Here is a 17,721-nt window from a genome sequence, read left to right as displayed (position 1 = left end):
ATGAGTACAAATGTACCCCAACCTAATCCAGAAGATCAGGAATTAGACTTATCACAAATTTCAAAAAAGATAGGAGGTTTTTTCGAGAAAATTAATGCTCTTATATTCAATGGCATTCGGTTTTTTATAAAAAATGCGATTGTAATTGTAATTTTGTTGGTAGTAGGAGTTGGTATTGGATTATTTTTAGACCAAACGCAAAAAAGTTATGATAGTCAAATCATTGTAACACCAAATTTTGGCAGCACCGATTATTTGTATTCAAAAATTGATTTGATCCAATCAAAAATCAATGAAGGAGACACGGTTTTTTTAAAAGAAGTTGTAGGTATAAATAGACCTATGAAATTAAAAAAAATAGAGATAAAACCCATTAATGATGTCTATAAATTTATTGAAAACAAAACTGAAAACTTTGAATTAATCAAGTTGATGGCGGAAGACGGGGATATTAAAAAAATCCTCGAAGATAATTTGACTAGTAAAAATTATATTTTTCATACTATTTCTTTGCAAACAAATGGAATAACGAATGATAAAGCAACGATTCAACCGTTGTTGAATTTTTTAAATAAATCAGATTATTTTGCTAAAATTCAAAAGATTTCAATTAAAAATGTTGAAATAAAGATGAGTCAAAATGACACTATTATTTCACAAATTAACAATGTTTTAAATGGATTTTCCAATATGGTAAACGGTGCTCAAAAAAGCGATAAACTAGTTTATTATAATGAAAACACGCAACTAAATGACATTATTAAGACGAAGGATAATTTAATTAACGAGCAAGCATCTCACAGAGTCGAGCTTGTTGGATTAAATAAAATTGTAAAAGATGACAGTGCAGTATTGAATCTCGAAAGTACTAGTGCTATCAACGGAAAATTAAAATTTGTTCTGCCAATTTTATTTATATTTGCATTCATAGTATATTATTTTTTTGTTAGCTTTTATCGCAAACAAAAATTAAAATTGCAACAATAATTAAAGAATTAAATCCAATCACAGTAAAAGAAATATAAATGAAAGTAAAATTATTTTTTCTAAGTTTATCAATGATATTATGTTTGATTTCATGTAAAAAAGAAGTAAAAAAAGAGCAAAAAATTGACGATACAAAAAATTTATTTAAAGTCACGTTAGATTTAGTAATCAAGAAGAATGATACACTTCATTTGTATTATGCGCAAGATTCTGCCGAAGATTATACTGAACAAAGCTCAATTTGGCTTCCTGTGGAAGGAAAAGAAGTACGGCAACAAGTTACTTTTAATTTACCAAAAGATGTACTGCCAATAAAAGTCAGATTTGATTTTGGGGTTAACAGAGAGAATAAGGGAATTATCTTGAATAAGGTTAAATTTAATTATTTTGACAAGCAATTCATAGCAGATGAAACCAATATTTTCAATTATTTCAGAGCAGACGAGAATGCTACAATTATTGATTATAAAACAAGATCATTAAAGAGGAAAGACCCAAACAGTGTTAAGGGAGCATCTTTATACCCCCATGATTTAGCAATAAAAACAGAAATCGAAAAACTTATAAAGTAAAAGTGATAAAAGGAAGTTTCTAAATTCCTTTTATCATTTTATATAAAATTTAAGGAATGATTTTAACTGCTACGGATATTGAAACTACAATTATTTTTAGATCACATGATGCAGTTGATACGCTAAATAATTTGCCACTCTCTTTCAAATTAGATAAACAGAAATTAATTAAATGTATAAATAAAACAGATGACCGGTATTTAAGAAAAAATCGCTTTGATTTTTTTTTCTTTAATAAACTCCTTTGTGTTTCTTCAATTCCCAGTCTTTCAACTCCTATGCATTGGGATACCATATATGTAATGATTGATTGGCAACTATTGAATAATAAATTGCTTTGTGAAATTTAAACAGAATCAAAAAATGCTTAAAAAACTACTTGTGGATAAAGACATTATAGGCTTTATACTTTCTAAAGGGGGAATTATTTTTGCATTTAGAATGATAGCGATGGCATTTAGTTTTCTTTCGATGTGGTTTATTAACCATTTTTACGGCGAAGAGGTTTTTGGGAGTTATACTATCGCTTTAACGGTATTGCAAATTGTAACTGTGGTTTTTGCTTTGGGAATTCCTAATGCTTTTGTGGGATTTACCGGAGAATTTGATGCTGATATAAAATCAAAAGGATTATTGATAAAGATGAGTAAAATTGTACTCGTTGTTTCATTGTTCCCAATTTTATTTATTTCTGTTGGAGCTTCGTTTTTTTCAGAAGTGCTATTCAAAAAATCGAATCTCTACTCGTACTTTTTAATACTGGGGTTTAGCGTTCCATTTATGATACTTCACGAAATAATTTGTTATTATTTTATTTCAATTAAAAGGTTTGTCACATATGGACTACTATTTTTTATATCACCGAATGTTTTTTTTATAGGATTATTGGCTATTTTTTATAAATATGATCTTTCTGAACATTTCATTTTTCTGGCCTATGTAAGTTCAATTTTAATCACAGTAATTATTGGGTTTGTAGCTGTTTTTTACAAAAAAGAAAAAATAATTTACCCTACAATATCATTTAAAGGAATTATAAGTAAATCTTTTCCAATGATGTTGAGTGGAGTTTTTCTAATTTTATTAAACTGGACCGATATCCTTATGTTGGGTAGGATTGAAAACGAAAGCCAGATCGGGATTTACAATACGGCTTTTAAAATTGGTTATTTGACCCTTTTTTTTGTCGTTTCAATGAATATTCTTATTATGCCAAAAGTATCAGAATTGTATTATAAAAATAATATCGCTGAAATGAAAAAGGTTATAAATAGGATCACTCAATTAGTAATTATTCTCACAATACCTTTAGCAGTAACTTTAATTTTTTTCAGTGAATTAATTTTAAAATTATTCGGTCCCGGGTTTGTTGCAGGCAAGAACACATTAATATTAATTACAATTGGGTCACTTTTTAATGCTATGACTGGAAATGTAGATCAGATTTTAAATATGACAAACCATCAAAAAATAGTTAAAAACATATTTTTTTTAGGATTTTTATTAAATGTTATCCTAAATATTTTTTTGATACCTAAATATGGTATTGAAGGCGCTGCAACTTCAAGTTTAATAACAAACATAGTAGTTAACATTGTTTTTGTTATTATTATTAAAAAGAAACTAGGTTTCTTAACTTTTATGTAGATTTACCTTTTTATAACACTTAAAACAATGCTTCCAGAACTTTCGGTAGTAATAGTAAACTTTAATGGAGTAAGATATTTAAAAGGATGTTTTGATTCATTGGTTCAAAATCTAGACCACATAGAATACGAAATTATTGTGATCGACAATAATTCTCACGACGAAAGCTGTTCCTTTATAAAAAAAAATTACCCTGAAATAGTCATTATTGAATCAAAAAGTAATCTTGGTTTTGGGAAAGCAAATAATGAAGCTGTAAAAATTGCTCGCGGAAATTATTTGCTATTATTAAACAATGATACAATAGTTCTTGAACGGTTAGTGCCAGTTTTAGATTTTTTAAAAACGGATCAAACAATAGGTGCAATTGGTATTAAAATGCTTGATGGCAAAAGAAACTATCTGCCATCTGCGGGAAATTTCCCAAATTATAGAAATATGTTCCAAATGAAAAGACTTTTGGATAGAGGGAATGATTTTATAAAAGGAAATTTTACAAAGCGTTTTTATGAAGTAGATTGGTTAAGCGGATCTTTTTTACTTTTATCGAGCAAGGTTTTCAATGAAATTAGGGGATTTGATGAAGACTATTTTTTATATGTTGAAGATGTTGATTTTTCCAAAAAACTAGCAAATAATGGATATAAAAGAGTTTTTTTGCCTCATTTTAGTTACATACATTTTATAGGGTTTACCAAGTCAAAAAACCATTTATTAGTAAAAGGATATGAGATCTATATTTCAAAACATTTCTTCGGCCTTGAAAAAACAGGAATTACGATTATTTTGAGACTAAATAAATGGGTAAAAAACATAAAATCAATTTTAATAAAAGACTAAATATTTTTTTTAAACAACCAGTTACGATTTGATGCATATAAGTAAATCTAAATTTTATACTATACTATTTGTAATTGTACTTTTTTTACAATTATATCTACCTTCTTTCAAGGCTAATTTGTTTATACAATTAGGATTAGTGGCGCTTTACTTTTTTATCGAAAAAATGACAATGACGCAATCTTTTTTAATAAAAATAATACCCGTACTACTCCTTTTATTATTAGGTTTTGCAGGAACAATGATTCATAAATATGAAGTTTACAATATTATAAAAGATATTTTTCATTTTTTGAAACCTGTTTTAGGTCTTCTTATTGGTTATCTATTTTATAAAAAAATCAACAATTTTAGTCACTTCATTAAGACAATTATTTTATGTGGATTTGGATCGGCAGTACTTCATTTTATAATTTTAATTGCAACAGCTGATTTGTTTTCCGGTTCAGTGGACAGAATTAGAGAGTTTGGAAAAGACAATTTTTTAGAACTTTTCGCTCTTTTTTTCCTGCTATATTATAAAAAATCCTACCGGGAGAACTTGTTCAGTAGCAATTTAAAAAAGAAAGTGATTCTAATTGTACTTTTGGTTTCAAACATTTTATATTTTTCAAGAACAATGATTGTTGTAGCGATTATTCTTTTTTTATCAATTGAAGGACATACTATTTTGACCAAAAAAGCATTGCGGTTTCTGGCAGTTTTTACTCTTGTAATCATGCTGTTTTATGTCTTTTTGTTTTCTGTGAAAATAGAAAGAGACAAACCTGGAATGGAAGCATTTCTTTATAAAATAAAAATTGCGCCAGCTGAAATATTTAAAACAAAAATTGACCGAGAAAATCATAAAGATTTATGGGACCATTGGCGTGGTTATGAAGTAAAAAGAGCTTTTGCTTTAATGAAAGACAATCCCAGTAGTTTTGTTTTTGGGACCGGTTATGGTTCTTTAGTTAATCTAAAATTTTACGCCCCATTAACAGGTGAAAAAAATGGAATTAAATACATTTCAGAGTTGCATAATGGGTATATGTATTTATTTTACAAAACGGGAATTATAGGAATTATGATTCTATTAATTTTTCTCACATTGCTTTATCTAACTGTATATTTCAACCATAAAGACAAAAAATTTGTTACATTATTTGTTTCGGCAATTGGGCTAATATATTTATTTACTACATTGACAATTACCGGAATTTATAACGGTCGAGATGTTATTATTTTTATTTTAGGAGCATTATTGTATTTTGAGAGAAAGACAAATTTTCAAAAAGAGATTTCAGAATGAAAAACTTAAAAATTTTTGTTGATTGCCATGTTTTTGACGGAAGCCCTCAAGGAACTGCAAGTTATATAAAAGGGCTTTATCAAGAATTGATTAAGGACCAAAACAAAACCTTTTATTTTGCTTCTTATACCGGAAATCTTGAAAGCATTTTCGGAAATAATAATAATGTGCATTATCTTCAGTATTCATCAAAAAGTAAATATTTAAGATTATTGGTTGATATTCCAGGATTAATAAAAAAGAACAATATTGATTACGCCCATTTTCAATATATAGTACCACCAGTAAAAAAATGCAAATACATTGTTACTATTCACGACGTTTTATTTTTAGATTTCCCACGTTATTTTCCATTCGCTTATAAGATTTCTAAAAAGATTCTTTTCAAATGGAGCGCAAAAAAGGCAGATATAGTTTTAACCGTTTCAGAATATTCTAAAAGTAGAATTCAAGATCATTTCAAGATTGAAAACATTGAAGTAACACCAAATGCTATTGAGGCTGTTTTTTTTGAAGAATTTGACAAAAAAGCTGTAACGGAGGCTAATAAAGTTAATTATGGTTTAACGAATTATTTTTTATATGTAAGCCGCTGGGAAAAAAGAAAAAATCATCTGTTGTTATTAAAAGTTTTTGTTGAAAATAAATTTTATGACCAATTTCACTTAGTTTTTGTTGGAGATAATTCAATTACAAACACAACTTACAAAAGTTATTTTAAAACGTTACCTAACAAGATAAAAGATAAAATTGTAATTCTAAACAAAGTCAATTTTGATGAATTACTGAATTTAATTCGAGGGGCATCACTTTCTATATATCCCTCTATTGCGGAAGGTTTTGGCATTCCGCCATTAGAAACAGCGGCAGCGCATATTCCAACGATTTGCTCAAATACAACGGCAATGTCTGATTTTGACTTCTTCCAAAATAGTTTATTTGATCCTTTTGATGAAAAGGATTTAAAATATAAAATAATTGCTGGTCTGAATCCACAAAACCTTTCTGCTATTTCGAAAGCAATTAAAGATAAATACAATTGGAGAATAGCTGCATCAGTACTTGTAAAAGCAATAAACGACAATCAAAATCACTCGATATAAACTAAAAAAATGCTAATTATAAAATTTAGTAAAAACATATGAAAATAGCCATTTTAGGTACTCGGGGTATACCAAATTATTACTCTGGTTTTGAGCAATTTGCCGAATTTTTTTCAGTGTTCCTAGTAAATAAAGGGCAGGAAGTGTATGTCTATAATTCTCATAATCATCCCTTTCAAGAAAAACTTTTTCATGGAGTACATATTATCCATCAAAATGATCCTGAGCACAGAATTGGGACTTTTGGTCAATTCATTTATGATTACAATTGCATTATGGATTCTCGCAAAAGAAATTTTGATATCATTTTGCAGTTGGGTTATACTAGTAATTCAATATGGTCGTTTCTTTTACCACGTAAATCGATTATCATTACTAATATGGACGGATTAGAGTGGAAACGAACCAAATATTCTAAACCAGTTCGTCAATTTCTTAGATTTGCCGAAAGATTAGCAGTGGTAAGCAGTGACTATTTAGTGGCAGATTCATTAGGAATCCAGAGTATTTTGAAAGAAAAATATAATAAAAAATCAACCTATATTGCCTATGGTGCTTATCCTTTTAAAAATACAAATGAATCAATATTATTGGATTATCAGTTGTCAAAATATAAATACAACATGATAATGGCTCGATTTGAACCAGAAAATAATCTTGACATGGTTTTAGAAGGACTCGTCTTAAGCAATATTAAAACTGAAATTATTGTTGTTGGAAATCATCAAACAAAATATGGAGTGTTCCTAAAGAATAAATTTAAAGAGTACTCAAATATTAAATTCTTGGGCGGAATTTATAACTTAGATCACTTAAACAATCTAAGATACTATTCTAATTTGTATTTTCATGGTCATTCTGTGGGAGGGACTAATCCATCTCTTTTAGAAGCAATGGCTTCGAGAGCCTTGATTATTTCTCATGATAATATTTTCAATAGAGCTATTTTACAAGAAAACGCATTTTATTTTTCAAATGCTCAAGAGGTAAAAGAGCTTTTTTTGACAGTAAATAAAGAGTTGGACTCAAATTTCGTTCAAAATAATTTTGACACGATTGTTAATGAATTTAATTGGGATAAAATTAATGGAGACTACCTGCAATTATTTGAAAAATGCATGTCAAGAAATAAAATTGGAAAGTAAACAAAATCCTAATTTGCTGGCTTTAATAGTAGTTTTGCTTACTTTACCTTTGAGTTATGCGGTCAATAGTATTGCTATATTAATTTTTGCATTAATAGCTCTATTCTCTTTCAGAAAAAATAATTTTAGAATTGAAAAATATCTGATTGCGCCAATTATTTTATATCTTTTGATGGTAATTTCAATATTTTGGAGTCAGGATGTACATGCAACATTAAAAGCGATTTCAAAAGAACTTCCTTTATTGATTTTTCCAGTTTGCTTCATGGCAATGCCTGCTTTAGATGAAAATAAAAAACAATTTGTACTAAAATATTTTAGTTTTGGGATGTTCTTTTACATGGTTTTCTACTTGATTAAAGCCATAATTAGGTATTTAATTACTACAAACAACGCCGTATTCTTTTACCACGATTTAGTAAATGAAGATCTTAATGCTATTCATGTTTCAGTTTATATGAGTGTCGCATTTTTTTATTTTTATACAAAAATATCAGAATCAAATTTTTTTAAAACAATCTCTTTTTTATTGTCGATATTTATTTTTCTATTGTCATCAAAGAATATAATTATAGTTTTTGTATTCCTAGTTGTATTTTATGAATTTTATAATTTTAAAAAGAGTTTGGCGCGAAAAAAGACAATGATTGGTTTAATTGTAATGGGGTTGTTACTATTAGTGTTATCTCCTAGAATTAGAGACCGCTTTTCATCTGAATTTTATTCGAACAACAATACTGCCGTTAGTAACAAGCTTGAAAAACAAGGAAATGTAATTTATGTAAGTGTTTACCAGGCTTGGAAGCAACAAAAATTCCAACAAAACGATTATTTTTCCGGTACTGCTTTTAGAGTGTATCAAACCAGGATTTTTAAAGAAATGCTGCAGGAGGATCCAATTTTTTTTACCGGCTACGGACTTAACGCAACTGCTTTTAAAATTAAAGAAAAGGGAAAAGAACACGCCATTTTTTCCGGGGATAGCACTCATGATGGTTATCAAAATAAAAATTTCCACAATGAATATATTCAACTTTTTGCTGAAATGGGTGTTTTCGGTTTTTTATTAATAGTTGCGATTGTTATTTTAAATTTAATAAAAGGTATTCGATCAAAAGATTTCGTTCATATTTCTTTTGCAGTACTAACGATTAGTTTATTTTTGACGGAATCATTTTTATCTCGGCAACGAGGAATTGTTTTTTTTACGATAATGTATTGTCTTTTCAATTCAACAAAAATTTCAAAAGACATCAAAATAAGCTAAAAATCTATATGAAAAGAATACTTATTACCGGAGCTGCAGGATTTTTAGGATCACATCTTTGTGATCGTTTTATAAAAGAAGGTTATTTTGTCATTGGCATGGATAATCTGATTACAGGTGATTTAAAAAACATAGAACATTTATTCAAATTAGAACATTTTGAATTTTATCACCATGATATTACAAAATTTGTTCATGTTCCTGGAGATTTAGATTATATATTACATTTTGCATCACCAGCAAGTCCTATTGATTATTTGAAAATTCCTATTCAAACCTTAAAAGTGGGTTCACTTGGCACGCATAATCTTTTAGGATTGGCACGTGTCAAAAAGGCAAGAATTCTTATTGCATCTACCTCGGAGGTTTATGGAGATCCATTGGTTCATCCGCAAACCGAAGAATATTATGGAAATGTAAATACAATTGGGCCAAGAGGCGTTTATGATGAAGCGAAACGTTTTCAGGAATCTATAACGATGGCGTATCATACTTTTCACGGAGTAGAGACCAGAATTGTTAGAATTTTTAATACCTACGGCCCAAGGATGAGACTTAATGACGGAAGAGTGATTCCTGCATTTATAGGACAAGCACTTCGTGGTGAAGATTTGACCATTTTTGGCGATGGGATGCAAACACGCTCTTTTTGTTATGTAGATGATCAGGTGGAAGGTATTTTCAGATTATTGCATTCTGATTATGTTTTACCAGTAAATATTGGAAATCCAGATGAAATCACCATCAAGGATTTTGCAGAAGAAATAATTAAATTGACGGGAACGAATCAAAAAATAGTATATTTTCCTTTACCAATAAATGATCCTTTACAACGACAACCGGACATTACAAAAGCAAAAAAACTTTTGGGATGGGAAGCCAAAGTAAACCGTGCCGAAGGAATGAAAATTACCTATGAGTATTTTAAATCATTATCAAAAGAGGAGCTTTCAAAAGAGGAGCATAAAGATTTTTCAAGCTATATAAAGTAAAGCAATTTATTTCGAGGAAAATGAGTTTCGTCTGTTTTGTATCATATAATTGTTTAAATAGACAGCATAAACTACAGATTTATTAGTTAAACAGGTTGAAATTTAATGGATTAAGAACTAATTTTGATGTGGTATCGGATTGTATAGTTTAAATATACTTTGAATTTAATTAAAAATAAAAAAATAGCAGCACATTTACTGTAATAGATTTTGTGGGTGATTAAGTTGTTAAAAAAAAAGTACAGAAAGTAACATTAAGGTAATTTTTATGCGTTTTTCTGGAAGTTGATTTTTTAAAATTACTATTTGCTAACCAAAAGTCAAAACAGATAATATGTTGGAAAGCCAAAGTAAACCGATACGAAATGATAACCATTACCTGCAGCTGTTTCAATTCAATGGCAACAGGGATTTTTTTAAAAAAATTGATAAAGTACCGAACAGGTTATATTCGTTAATTATGACTGCATTTCAAACAGGAAGATATTCAAAATACATAAGACCGATTAGTGTTGCCACAGATTTATTGGTCATTTCTGTTATGAGCCTATTTTTCTTTAAAGAACTTAATTTAAACATTGAAATTTATCTTATTTATCAATCAGTTGGATGGATTTGCACTGCTGTTTTTATACAGTTTTATGATGTATATCGCTTTACTACACCAATCGAAATTATTTCAAAAATAATTAAGCAATCTGTCTTATTTTTGCTTATTGTCATTGCTTATTTTCCTTTCTCAAAACAGGTTGTTTTTAGCGGTAATACTATCGCTCTTTTTATAAGTTCTAGCATATTGCTGATTACTTTATCAAAATTCATGCTGTTTTATTATCTAAAAGAATATAGAATAGTAACCGGAAGTAATTACAGAAGCGCAGTAATCATTGGATATACACCAGAGGCAATTCAATTAAAAAATCTTTTCGAAACCAGAAACGATTACGGTTATCGATTTTTGGGTTATTTTTCCGATAAGAAATCGAATCAAAACATCAAAGGTAAGTTGGCAGATTTAAAGCCTTTTGTAATTGAAAATTGTGTTCATGAAATATATTGTTCATTAAATGAAATCTCCAACGTTGAGTTGAAAGATTTAATTGATTTTGCCGATGAAAATAACAAAACAATAAAATTCATACCAGACACAAAAGAGATTTTTTCAAAGAATTTGAAAATAGATTATTACGATTTTTTCCCGGTTCTTTCCTTAAAGAAAACAATTTTGCATGAACCTTTAATAAAGATATTTAAAAGGGTTTTTGATATTGTTTTTTCATCGCTTGTTGTAATATTTCTTTTATCTTGGCTAGTGCCTTTATTAGCTATTTTGATAAAATTGGAGTCTAAAGGGCCTATTTTTTTTAAGCAAGGCAGACCTGGAATTGATGAAAATGAATTTTTTTGTTATAAGTTTCGTTCGATGAGAATCAATGGAACAACCGAAAATGAGGCTTCCAAAAATGATCCGCGTGTCACCCGTATCGGTAAATTTATGAGAAAAACAAGCATAGATGAAATGCCGCAATTTTTGAATGTTTTACTGGGTGATATGTCAGTTGTAGGCCCTCGTCCGCATCTTTGGGCACAAAATAAATCATATGGAAAAAAAATAAAAAAATATATGGTGCGTCATTGCGTTAAACCTGGCATTACGGGTTTAGCTCAAGTTAGCGGCTGTCGAGGTGAAATTGAAACCGAAAAAGATATGATTAACCGAGTTAATTTTGATATTTTTTACATCGAAAACTGGTCGCTTATCTTGGATTTAGAAATTATTTTGCAAACGGTTGTCAATATTTTTAAAGGCGAAGAAAAAGCATATTAAAATGGAAACAGCATTAGTATCTATTATTACACCTTCTTTCAATTCTGAAAAATTCATTGCAGAAACGATTCAATCCGTGCAAAATCAAACCTACCAAAACTGGGAAATGATTATTGTTGATGATTGTTCTTCGGACAAAACAGTTTCAATTGCGGAAGAAATTGCAATTAACGATAGAAGAATTAAAATTTATACACTCGAAAAAAATTCAGGAACCGGAATTGCCAGAAACACCGCTTTAAACAAGACTTCGGGGAAATATATTTCATTTTTAGATGCTGATGATTTATGGAAACCAGAGAAATTGGAAAAACAAATAAATTTCCTAAAAAGCAACCATTTACCGTTTTCCTTTTCTTTTTACGAATGTATTGATGAAGAAGGGAAGTCATTAAAGAAACGAGTGGAATCACCCAGAAATCTTTCCTATCAACAGTTGTTTTTTTGTAATTATGTTGGGAATCTTACGGGTATTTACGATGTTGATTATTTCGGAAAGATTAATATTTCATCTATCAGAAAACGCCAAGATTGGATGCTTTGGCTCACGATTCTCAAAAAAATTAAATCTGCTCAACCTGTTCCTGAAAGTTTGGCTTATTACAGAATTAGAGAAAACTCAATCTCTGCTTCAAAATTAGATTTATTAAAGCATAATTTTGCCGTTTACAGAAGGTTTCACGGATTCAATTTGGTTGTGGCAACAATTTGTATGATAGGATTTTTATTTACGCAATTGTTAATAAAACCGCGCTACATTAAAGCATCGATTTAAACTGCTTCAATTTGCCACGATTACTTCTTTCCAAAGTACTTTTTCGAATAAAACTGAAGTTTAAATTAGGTTCTAAATACAACTCAATTGCTTTTCTAATTTTTTGAATTTGTGCCAAATTTAATTCGGTTTCACTAACGTATTCAATTTCAAAACAATCCATTTTTGTTTGTTTAATAATGAATTCTTTTACGTTTCCATCGTCTTCAATAATGCTTTTTGTCACATAATAAAAGGTCAGTCCGGGAGATTTTTTACCGCTTGGCAAAATCGCAACGTCATTAGTTCGACCAACTAATTTTTTGAGAATGGGTTTTTTTAAGGTGCTTTTTTCGTCCAAAATCCCAATATCACCTATGTCATATCGAATAAACGGATGCGCTTTATTGAACAAGGAAGTGATGACAACGCGACCTTCTTGACCATACGGTAAAACAATGTCGTTTTCATCCAAAATTTCCACAAACAGCGTTTCTGAATTCACTTGCCATTGTCCTTCGGGATTCTGAAAAGCAATTAAATCCAGTTCTGATGCGCCGTATTCATTGACAATAGGGATTCCAAATTGTTTTTCCAGCACTATTTTATCATCTTCAAAAAGCATTTCGGAAGTAACCATACACACTTTTAACGAAGGACAAATATCTTTTAATACGATATTTTTCTTCTGTAAAAATTTGGCAAACAAAACAATCGAACTCGTGTAGCCATTGATATAATCGAATTTTTTATGATAAAACTTTTTCAGCATCTTTTCTAAAACAGCATCTGATAAATCGAAAATAGAGAATCGAAACCGATTACTCAAAAAATCCTTGAACCGTTCTTTTTTGTTGCCAATAAAATCCATTGGAATTCCATAAAAACGGGCTTGATAGGAACTGTTGAAATCAATTCCGTACCAGCCGAAACGATAGATATTAGAAGCCCAAGTTAATGCATGACTGTATTTGTCTTTGGCAAAAATAAATGGATCACCGCTGGAACCGGAAGTCTTATTAACGTAAACATTTTTTGGAGTATAGCCTTTCGAAAGTCGTTCCAATAATGGTTTTTGTAAATTTTGTTTATTTAAAACAGGTAAATCATGCCAGTTTTTATCATTTTTTAAACCAATTAATTCCCGATAAAAAGGATTGTTTTGCATATGAAATGCAACAATTTCTCTTTTTTTATTATCGACAAAAATTTTGTGGTCTTCAGCTGATAGAGCAACAATTTTTTGCAATTCGGATTTGGCTTCCTTCATTGGGAAACCATTTATTTGGAGTGATAAGTCGAATAGTGGAAACATCTAAGCTATATTTTTAGTAGCAAAACGTTTGATGGATTGCAGTTCTTGTGCTTTATTTTCTTGTTCTTCTTCAATATCAAAATCATCCTGAAGTCCTAACCAAAATTTTGCAGAATTGCCAAAATACAGACTCAAACGCAAAGCGGTATCAGCCGTAATTCGTCGGTTTCCTTTAGTAATTTCAGAAATTCTGGTTTGCGGAATTTTCAGTTCCTTTGCTAATCGGTAGGCGGATATTTCTAAAGGAATAAGAAATTCTTCCAATAAAATTTCACCAGGATGTATATTTTTTAATTTTTCCATTTTAAGAACTTTTAATGGTAATCTATAATTTCGACATTAGCAACATTTCCTTTTTCCCATATAAAAATGATCCGCCATTGACTGTTAATCCGAGTGCTGTAATAGGCATTCAAGTCGCCTTTTAATTTTTCTAATCGATTGGAAGGAGGAATGCTCAAATCTATTAAATCTTGAGAGTTATTAAGCATTCTTAGCTTTCTTCGGGCTATTTGTTGTATTTCTATTGATGGTTTTTTTACCACAATTCCATTCCATATTTTTTCAGTTTCTTTGGATCCAAATGAAATTATCATATCTTTTACGTTACTAACGTCAAAAGTAAGTAAAAAAAATTATTATTTCAGCCTAAAACCAACTATTTTTGCACCATCCTCCAAAAGGTGGATACACAACTAAAAACTACACCATGACAATTTTACTACTGGGTTCCGGCGGAAGAGAACATGCTTTTGCATGGAAAATGATTCAAAGCCCACTTTGTGACAAACTTTTTGTAGCACCGGGAAATGCTGGTACCGCTTCAATCGCAACTAATGTTGATATGAGCCCAACTGATTTTCACGCTATAAAAACGTTCGTGATTCAGGAAAAAGTAGCGATGGTTGTTGTAGGTCCAGAAGATCCATTAGTAAAAGGAATTTACGATTTCTTTCTTAACGATGATGATTTGAAACATATTCCAGTTATTGGTCCATCAAAAATAGGTGCGCAATTAGAAGGAAGTAAAGAATTTGCCAAAGAATTTTTGATTAAACATAATATTCCTACAGCCGCTTACGATAGTTTTACTGCTGAAACGGTTGAAAATGGATGTAAATTTCTTGAAACCTTGCAACCGCCTTATGTTTTGAAAGCAGATGGATTAGCAGCAGGAAAAGGTGTTTTGATTATTCAGGATTTGGCAGAAGCCAAAGAAGAATTACGAAACATGTTGGTTCACCAAAAATTTGGCGCAGCTAGTTCAAAAGTGGTTATCGAAGAATTCCTTGACGGAATAGAATTAAGTTGTTTTGTGCTGACTGACGGGAAAAGTTATAAAATTCTGCCAACGGCTAAAGATTACAAACGCATTGGTGAAGGCGACACGGGGTTAAATACAGGCGGAATGGGAGCAGTTTCTCCAGTTCCTTATGTTGACGCTGTTTTGATGGAGAAAATAGAAACTCGCATCGTAAAACCTACAATCGAAGGTTTTCAAAAAGATGGAATTCCGTACAAGGGATTTGTTTTTATTGGTTTAATCAATGTGAAAAACGAACCAATCGTAATTGAATACAACGTGAGAATGGGTGATCCGGAAACCGAAGTGGTTATTCCTAGATTGAAAACGGATTTAGTTGAATTATTTTTGGCTGTAGCCAATGAAAAACTAGATGAGATTACGCTGGAAGTTGACGAAAGAAGCGCTACTACAATAATGGTTGTTTCTGGTGGATATCCAGAAGAATTTGAAAAAGGAAAAGTAATTCAAGGATTAGAAAATATTACCGATTCGATTGTATTTCATGCGGGAACAAAATTAGTCAACGGCAATGTTGTGTCTAATGGAGGAAGGGTTTTGGCGGTAACGTCCTATGGAAATAATTTTGAAGAGGCCATAAAAAAATCTTACCAAAACATAGATAAACTTTGCTTTGATAAGATGTATTTTAGAAAAGATATTGGAAATGATTTAAAATAGTTTCCAATTATCGTTCACTTTTTTTAAATATTATTTTAAAAAAGAGTGAGCGGTAGTATCTTGGTTTTCTTCACCATTGTCTTGATGTAATTTCAATTGCAAAATCCAATAGACCATTGCTGCTGCGCAAATAATCATGAAAATCCAGTTGATAGTACTAGCTACAAACCAAGATTTCAGTTCTAAAGCGCGTAAAAAGTCAAGAGGAGCAAATAAAATGTTTACAAATAAGTATTCTATTCCTTCGAAAAATGCTTTCATAATGTATAAAATTAATTTTATTAATTGTTTTTAAAGGTTTCAGATTACAAAAAAGTTCATTTTCAATAATAATCTTTTGAACTTGCAGCCTTTCCTTTTAAACAAGTATTATATTTACAATCACAAAAGTATAAAATATCCTTATGATAACAAGTGTTTTTAAAAAATCTACTCCATTAAATTTATCTTTGGTCGTAATTTTAATACTGGTTTTCTTTTTAATGTATCAGTTTCAGGATCTTTCTTGGATGGGCTCGGGTATTTTAATTTTGAAAAAAGTAACAATCTTAGGTGTTTTATTAGCCTCAGTTTTAATTACAAATTTCGTTGCAAAGAAAAATGGATTGAGTAAAGACAGTAGCTACACCATTTTTTTTTATCTTTTATTCCTACTTTTTTTCCCCTCTGTACTCGATAATTTGAACCTCGTTGTTTCAAATTTCTTTATTCTATTGGCACTTCGGAGATTGATTTCTTTACAATCACTGAAAGCTTCCACAGAAAAAATATTCGATGCTTCATTATGGATTTTTGTAGCTGCTTTATTTCATTTTTGGAGTGTTCTATTTATTATACTTGTATTTATTTCGATACTTTTTCATGTTTCCAACGAGTTTAGAAATTGGGTATTACCATTTATCGCACTTTTTATCGTAGGAATTATTTCTTTGCTTTTATCTATGGTTTTCAATGTGAGTATCATTGAATTTATAAATAGAAACGTAGCAACTACTTTTGAGATTAATTATTTCACCAACAATTATCAAAATGCCGCGTTGTCCATTTATGCCACTATAGCCTTGTTTTTTGTAATATCTATGTTTGCAACCTTATCACACAGACCGGTACTTTTGCATACTTCATTCAAAAAAATTATAGTTTCATTTTTTATTGGAGTAGTAATTTTTGTGGTTTCTGCAAATAAAAGCAATGATTTATTGCTGTTTACTATTGCACCTTTGGCAATAATGGCAACAAGCCACATTGAAACACCGCAATCAAAGTTAAGTCAAGAAATAGCATTAGTTGTACTTATTGCTTGTAGTTTTTTTGCTTTTTTCTCGCAATTATAATTTTTGTCCAAAGGCCAAATCTCCAGCATCTCCTAGTCCTGGAATAATATAACTTTTCTCATCTAGCTTCTCGTCTAAGGTGGCAATCCAAAGATGACAATTTTCAGGTAAATGTTTCTCAAGATGAGCAATGCCTTCTGGAGCTGCTATAACAACAGCGACATGAATTTCTTTCGGGCTTCCTTGTTCCATTAATCGATTGAAAACAGCTACTATGGATTGTCCCGTAGCAAGCATAGGATCAATCAGTATTACATTTTTATTATTGATATCAGCAACTGCTTGATATTCGACTTTAATTTCAAAATAATCATCATTGTTAGGATGATGTCTGTAGGCTGAAATGAGACCATTTTCGGCACTGTCAAAATAGTTTAAAAAACCCAAATGCAATGGTAATCCAGCGCGTAGAATGGAGCATAAAACTAACTGATCTTTAATTTCAGTGGTTTTTTTTATGCCAAGTGGTGTTTGGATTTCGATGTCTTTAAAGTGTAATTCTTTACTCAATTCATAGGCCATTATTTCACCTATTCGCTCAATATTTCTTCGAAAACGCATACTGTCATTATGAATATTGATGTTTCTGATTTGCCCTAAAAAATGGTTCAGAACACTATTGTTTTCTGATAAAATATGAATTTGCATAATTTGAATTTTGG

19 protein-coding genes are annotated in these 17,721 nt (G+C 30.2%); 14 read left to right on the top strand and 5 right to left on the bottom strand.

The genetic code is table 11. The features are described 5' to 3' along the window. From IWX84_RS12905 to IWX84_RS12850, 12 genes are all read left to right on the top strand, one after another. A complete protein-coding gene (locus IWX84_RS12905) occupies positions 1-987 on the top strand; it encodes a hypothetical protein (RefSeq protein ID WP_196851174.1) in 987 nt (328 codons plus the stop codon). A 38-nt stretch (positions 988-1,025) separates the two neighbouring features. Continuing rightward, a complete protein-coding gene (locus IWX84_RS12900; RefSeq protein ID WP_196851173.1) occupies positions 1,026-1,559 on the top strand; it encodes a hypothetical protein in 534 nt (177 codons plus the stop codon). A gap of 56 nt (positions 1,560-1,615) precedes the next feature. After that, the gene (locus IWX84_RS12895; protein WP_196851172.1) at positions 1,616-1,909 is read left to right on the top strand and encodes a hypothetical protein; all 294 of its coding nucleotides are present in this window, start codon (positions 1,616-1,618) and stop codon (positions 1,907-1,909) included. A gap of 13 nt (positions 1,910-1,922) precedes the next feature. Then, on the top strand, positions 1,923-3,206 hold the full coding sequence (locus tag IWX84_RS12890) for a flippase (RefSeq protein ID WP_196851171.1): 1,284 nt from the start codon (positions 1,923-1,925) through the stop codon (positions 3,204-3,206). A gap of 27 nt (positions 3,207-3,233) precedes the next feature. Continuing rightward, on the top strand, positions 3,234-4,046 hold the full coding sequence (locus IWX84_RS12885) for a glycosyltransferase family 2 protein (RefSeq protein ID WP_196851170.1): 813 nt from the start codon (positions 3,234-3,236) through the stop codon (positions 4,044-4,046). A gap of 172 nt (positions 4,047-4,218) precedes the next feature. After that, positions 4,219-5,337 carry an O-antigen ligase family protein gene (locus IWX84_RS12880; RefSeq protein WP_196851169.1) on the top strand — a complete coding sequence of 373 codons (1,119 nt, stop codon included), beginning with the start codon at positions 4,219-4,221 and terminating at the stop codon, positions 5,335-5,337. Next, positions 5,334-6,440: a glycosyltransferase family 4 protein gene (locus tag IWX84_RS12875; protein WP_196851168.1), complete on the top strand. Its 1,107-nt coding sequence runs from the start codon at positions 5,334-5,336 to the stop codon at positions 6,438-6,440. The genes IWX84_RS12880 and IWX84_RS12875 overlap by 4 nt, the downstream gene beginning before the upstream one ends. 38 nt (positions 6,441-6,478) lie before the next feature. Then, the gene (locus tag IWX84_RS12870; RefSeq protein WP_196851167.1) at positions 6,479-7,585 is read left to right on the top strand and encodes a DUF1972 domain-containing protein; all 1,107 of its coding nucleotides are present in this window, start codon (positions 6,479-6,481) and stop codon (positions 7,583-7,585) included. Beyond that, positions 7,527-8,852 (top strand): O-antigen ligase family protein, encoded by a 1,326-nt coding sequence (locus IWX84_RS12865; protein ID WP_196851166.1) that lies wholly within the window; start codon positions 7,527-7,529, stop codon positions 8,850-8,852. The genes IWX84_RS12870 and IWX84_RS12865 overlap by 59 nt, the downstream gene beginning before the upstream one ends. Before the next feature lie 8 nt (positions 8,853-8,860). Continuing rightward, complete coding sequence (locus IWX84_RS12860) at positions 8,861-9,844, top strand: UDP-glucuronic acid decarboxylase family protein (RefSeq protein WP_196851165.1); 984 nt, start codon at positions 8,861-8,863, stop codon at positions 9,842-9,844. A 460-nt stretch (positions 9,845-10,304) separates the two neighbouring features. Continuing rightward, positions 10,305-11,672 (top strand): undecaprenyl-phosphate glucose phosphotransferase, encoded by a 1,368-nt coding sequence (locus IWX84_RS12855; protein WP_196851164.1) that lies wholly within the window; start codon positions 10,305-10,307, stop codon positions 11,670-11,672. 1 nt (position 11,673) lies between these two features. Next, positions 11,674-12,447 (top strand): glycosyltransferase family 2 protein, encoded by a 774-nt coding sequence (locus tag IWX84_RS12850; RefSeq protein ID WP_196851163.1) that lies wholly within the window; start codon positions 11,674-11,676, stop codon positions 12,445-12,447. On the opposite strand, the gene IWX84_RS12845 is transcribed toward IWX84_RS12850, so the two are convergent. From IWX84_RS12845 to IWX84_RS12835, 3 genes are read right to left on the bottom strand one after another with little or no spacing between them, the layout of a single operon-like run. Next, complete coding sequence (locus IWX84_RS12845; protein WP_196851162.1) at positions 12,431-13,741, bottom strand: phenylacetate--CoA ligase family protein; 1,311 nt, start codon at positions 13,739-13,741, stop codon at positions 12,431-12,433. The genes IWX84_RS12850 and IWX84_RS12845 overlap by 17 nt on opposite strands. Beyond that, on the bottom strand, positions 13,742-14,044 hold the full coding sequence (locus IWX84_RS12840) for a HigA family addiction module antitoxin (RefSeq protein ID WP_196851161.1): 303 nt from the start codon (positions 14,042-14,044) through the stop codon (positions 13,742-13,744). An 11-nt stretch (positions 14,045-14,055) separates the two neighbouring features. Continuing rightward, a complete protein-coding gene (locus IWX84_RS12835; protein ID WP_196851160.1) occupies positions 14,056-14,337 on the bottom strand; it encodes a type II toxin-antitoxin system RelE/ParE family toxin in 282 nt (93 codons plus the stop codon). Positions 14,338-14,450: 113 nt separating this feature from the next. On the opposite strand from IWX84_RS12835, the gene purD reads away from it, so the two are divergent. After that, the gene (purD, locus tag IWX84_RS12830) at positions 14,451-15,725 is read left to right on the top strand and encodes a phosphoribosylamine--glycine ligase (protein ID WP_196851159.1); all 1,275 of its coding nucleotides are present in this window, start codon (positions 14,451-14,453) and stop codon (positions 15,723-15,725) included. Positions 15,726-15,755: 30 nt separating this feature from the next. Here the strand turns inward: purD and IWX84_RS12825 are convergent, their stop codons facing one another. Next, positions 15,756-15,986, bottom strand: a complete 231-nt coding sequence (locus IWX84_RS12825) for a DUF6341 family protein (RefSeq protein ID WP_196851158.1) — start codon at positions 15,984-15,986, stop codon at positions 15,756-15,758. 143 nt (positions 15,987-16,129) lie between these two features. On the opposite strand from IWX84_RS12825, the gene IWX84_RS12820 reads away from it, so the two are divergent. Next, entirely contained in the window at positions 16,130-17,059 is a 930-nt protein-coding gene (locus tag IWX84_RS12820) for a DUF6427 family protein (protein ID WP_196851157.1), read from the top strand. Here the strand turns inward: IWX84_RS12820 and upp are convergent. Beyond that, on the bottom strand, positions 17,054-17,707 hold the full coding sequence (gene upp, locus IWX84_RS12815; protein WP_196851156.1) for a uracil phosphoribosyltransferase: 654 nt from the start codon (positions 17,705-17,707) through the stop codon (positions 17,054-17,056). The genes IWX84_RS12820 and upp overlap by 6 nt on opposite strands. Positions 17,708-17,721 lie beyond the last annotated feature (14 nt).

The organism is Flavobacterium sp. CG_9.10 (genome assembly GCF_015752245.1).
GTDB lineage: Bacteria > Bacteroidota > Bacteroidia > Flavobacteriales > Flavobacteriaceae > Flavobacterium.
The sequence above is the reverse complement of the archived record's forward strand: the minus strand, read 5'-3'. Positions and strand labels throughout refer to the sequence as shown.

Excerpts from the sequence above, each read along its gene's own strand:
- IWX84_RS12905 (WP_196851174.1), top strand. The coding sequence starts at position 1 with ATGAGTACAAATGTACCCCAACCTAATCCAGAAGATCAGGAATTAGAC.
- IWX84_RS12900 (WP_196851173.1), top strand. The coding sequence starts at position 1,026 with ATGAAAGTAAAATTATTTTTTCTAAGTTTATCAATGATATTATGTTTG.
- IWX84_RS12895 (WP_196851172.1), top strand. The coding sequence starts at position 1,616 with ATGATTTTAACTGCTACGGATATTGAAACTACAATTATTTTTAGATCA.
- IWX84_RS12890 (WP_196851171.1), top strand. The coding sequence starts at position 1,923 with ATGCTTAAAAAACTACTTGTGGATAAAGACATTATAGGCTTTATACTT.
- IWX84_RS12885 (WP_196851170.1), top strand. The coding sequence starts at position 3,234 with ATGCTTCCAGAACTTTCGGTAGTAATAGTAAACTTTAATGGAGTAAGA.
- IWX84_RS12880 (WP_196851169.1), top strand. The coding sequence starts at position 4,219 with ATGACGCAATCTTTTTTAATAAAAATAATACCCGTACTACTCCTTTTA.
- IWX84_RS12875 (WP_196851168.1), top strand. The coding sequence starts at position 5,334 with ATGAAAAACTTAAAAATTTTTGTTGATTGCCATGTTTTTGACGGAAGC.
- IWX84_RS12870 (WP_196851167.1), top strand. The coding sequence starts at position 6,479 with ATGAAAATAGCCATTTTAGGTACTCGGGGTATACCAAATTATTACTCT.
- IWX84_RS12865 (WP_196851166.1), top strand. The coding sequence starts at position 7,527 with ATGGAGACTACCTGCAATTATTTGAAAAATGCATGTCAAGAAATAAAA.
- IWX84_RS12860 (WP_196851165.1), top strand. The coding sequence starts at position 8,861 with ATGAAAAGAATACTTATTACCGGAGCTGCAGGATTTTTAGGATCACAT.
- IWX84_RS12855 (WP_196851164.1), top strand. The coding sequence starts at position 10,305 with ATGACTGCATTTCAAACAGGAAGATATTCAAAATACATAAGACCGATT.
- IWX84_RS12850 (WP_196851163.1), top strand. The coding sequence starts at position 11,674 with ATGGAAACAGCATTAGTATCTATTATTACACCTTCTTTCAATTCTGAA.
- IWX84_RS12845 (WP_196851162.1), bottom strand. The coding sequence starts at position 13,741 with ATGTTTCCACTATTCGACTTATCACTCCAAATAAATGGTTTCCCAATG.
- IWX84_RS12840 (WP_196851161.1), bottom strand. The coding sequence starts at position 14,044 with ATGGAAAAATTAAAAAATATACATCCTGGTGAAATTTTATTGGAAGAA.
- IWX84_RS12835 (WP_196851160.1), bottom strand. The coding sequence starts at position 14,337 with ATGATAATTTCATTTGGATCCAAAGAAACTGAAAAAATATGGAATGGA.
- purD (WP_196851159.1), top strand. The coding sequence starts at position 14,451 with ATGACAATTTTACTACTGGGTTCCGGCGGAAGAGAACATGCTTTTGCA.
- IWX84_RS12825 (WP_196851158.1), bottom strand. The coding sequence starts at position 15,986 with ATGAAAGCATTTTTCGAAGGAATAGAATACTTATTTGTAAACATTTTA.
- IWX84_RS12820 (WP_196851157.1), top strand. The coding sequence starts at position 16,130 with ATGATAACAAGTGTTTTTAAAAAATCTACTCCATTAAATTTATCTTTG.
- upp (WP_196851156.1), bottom strand. The coding sequence starts at position 17,707 with ATGCAAATTCATATTTTATCAGAAAACAATAGTGTTCTGAACCATTTT.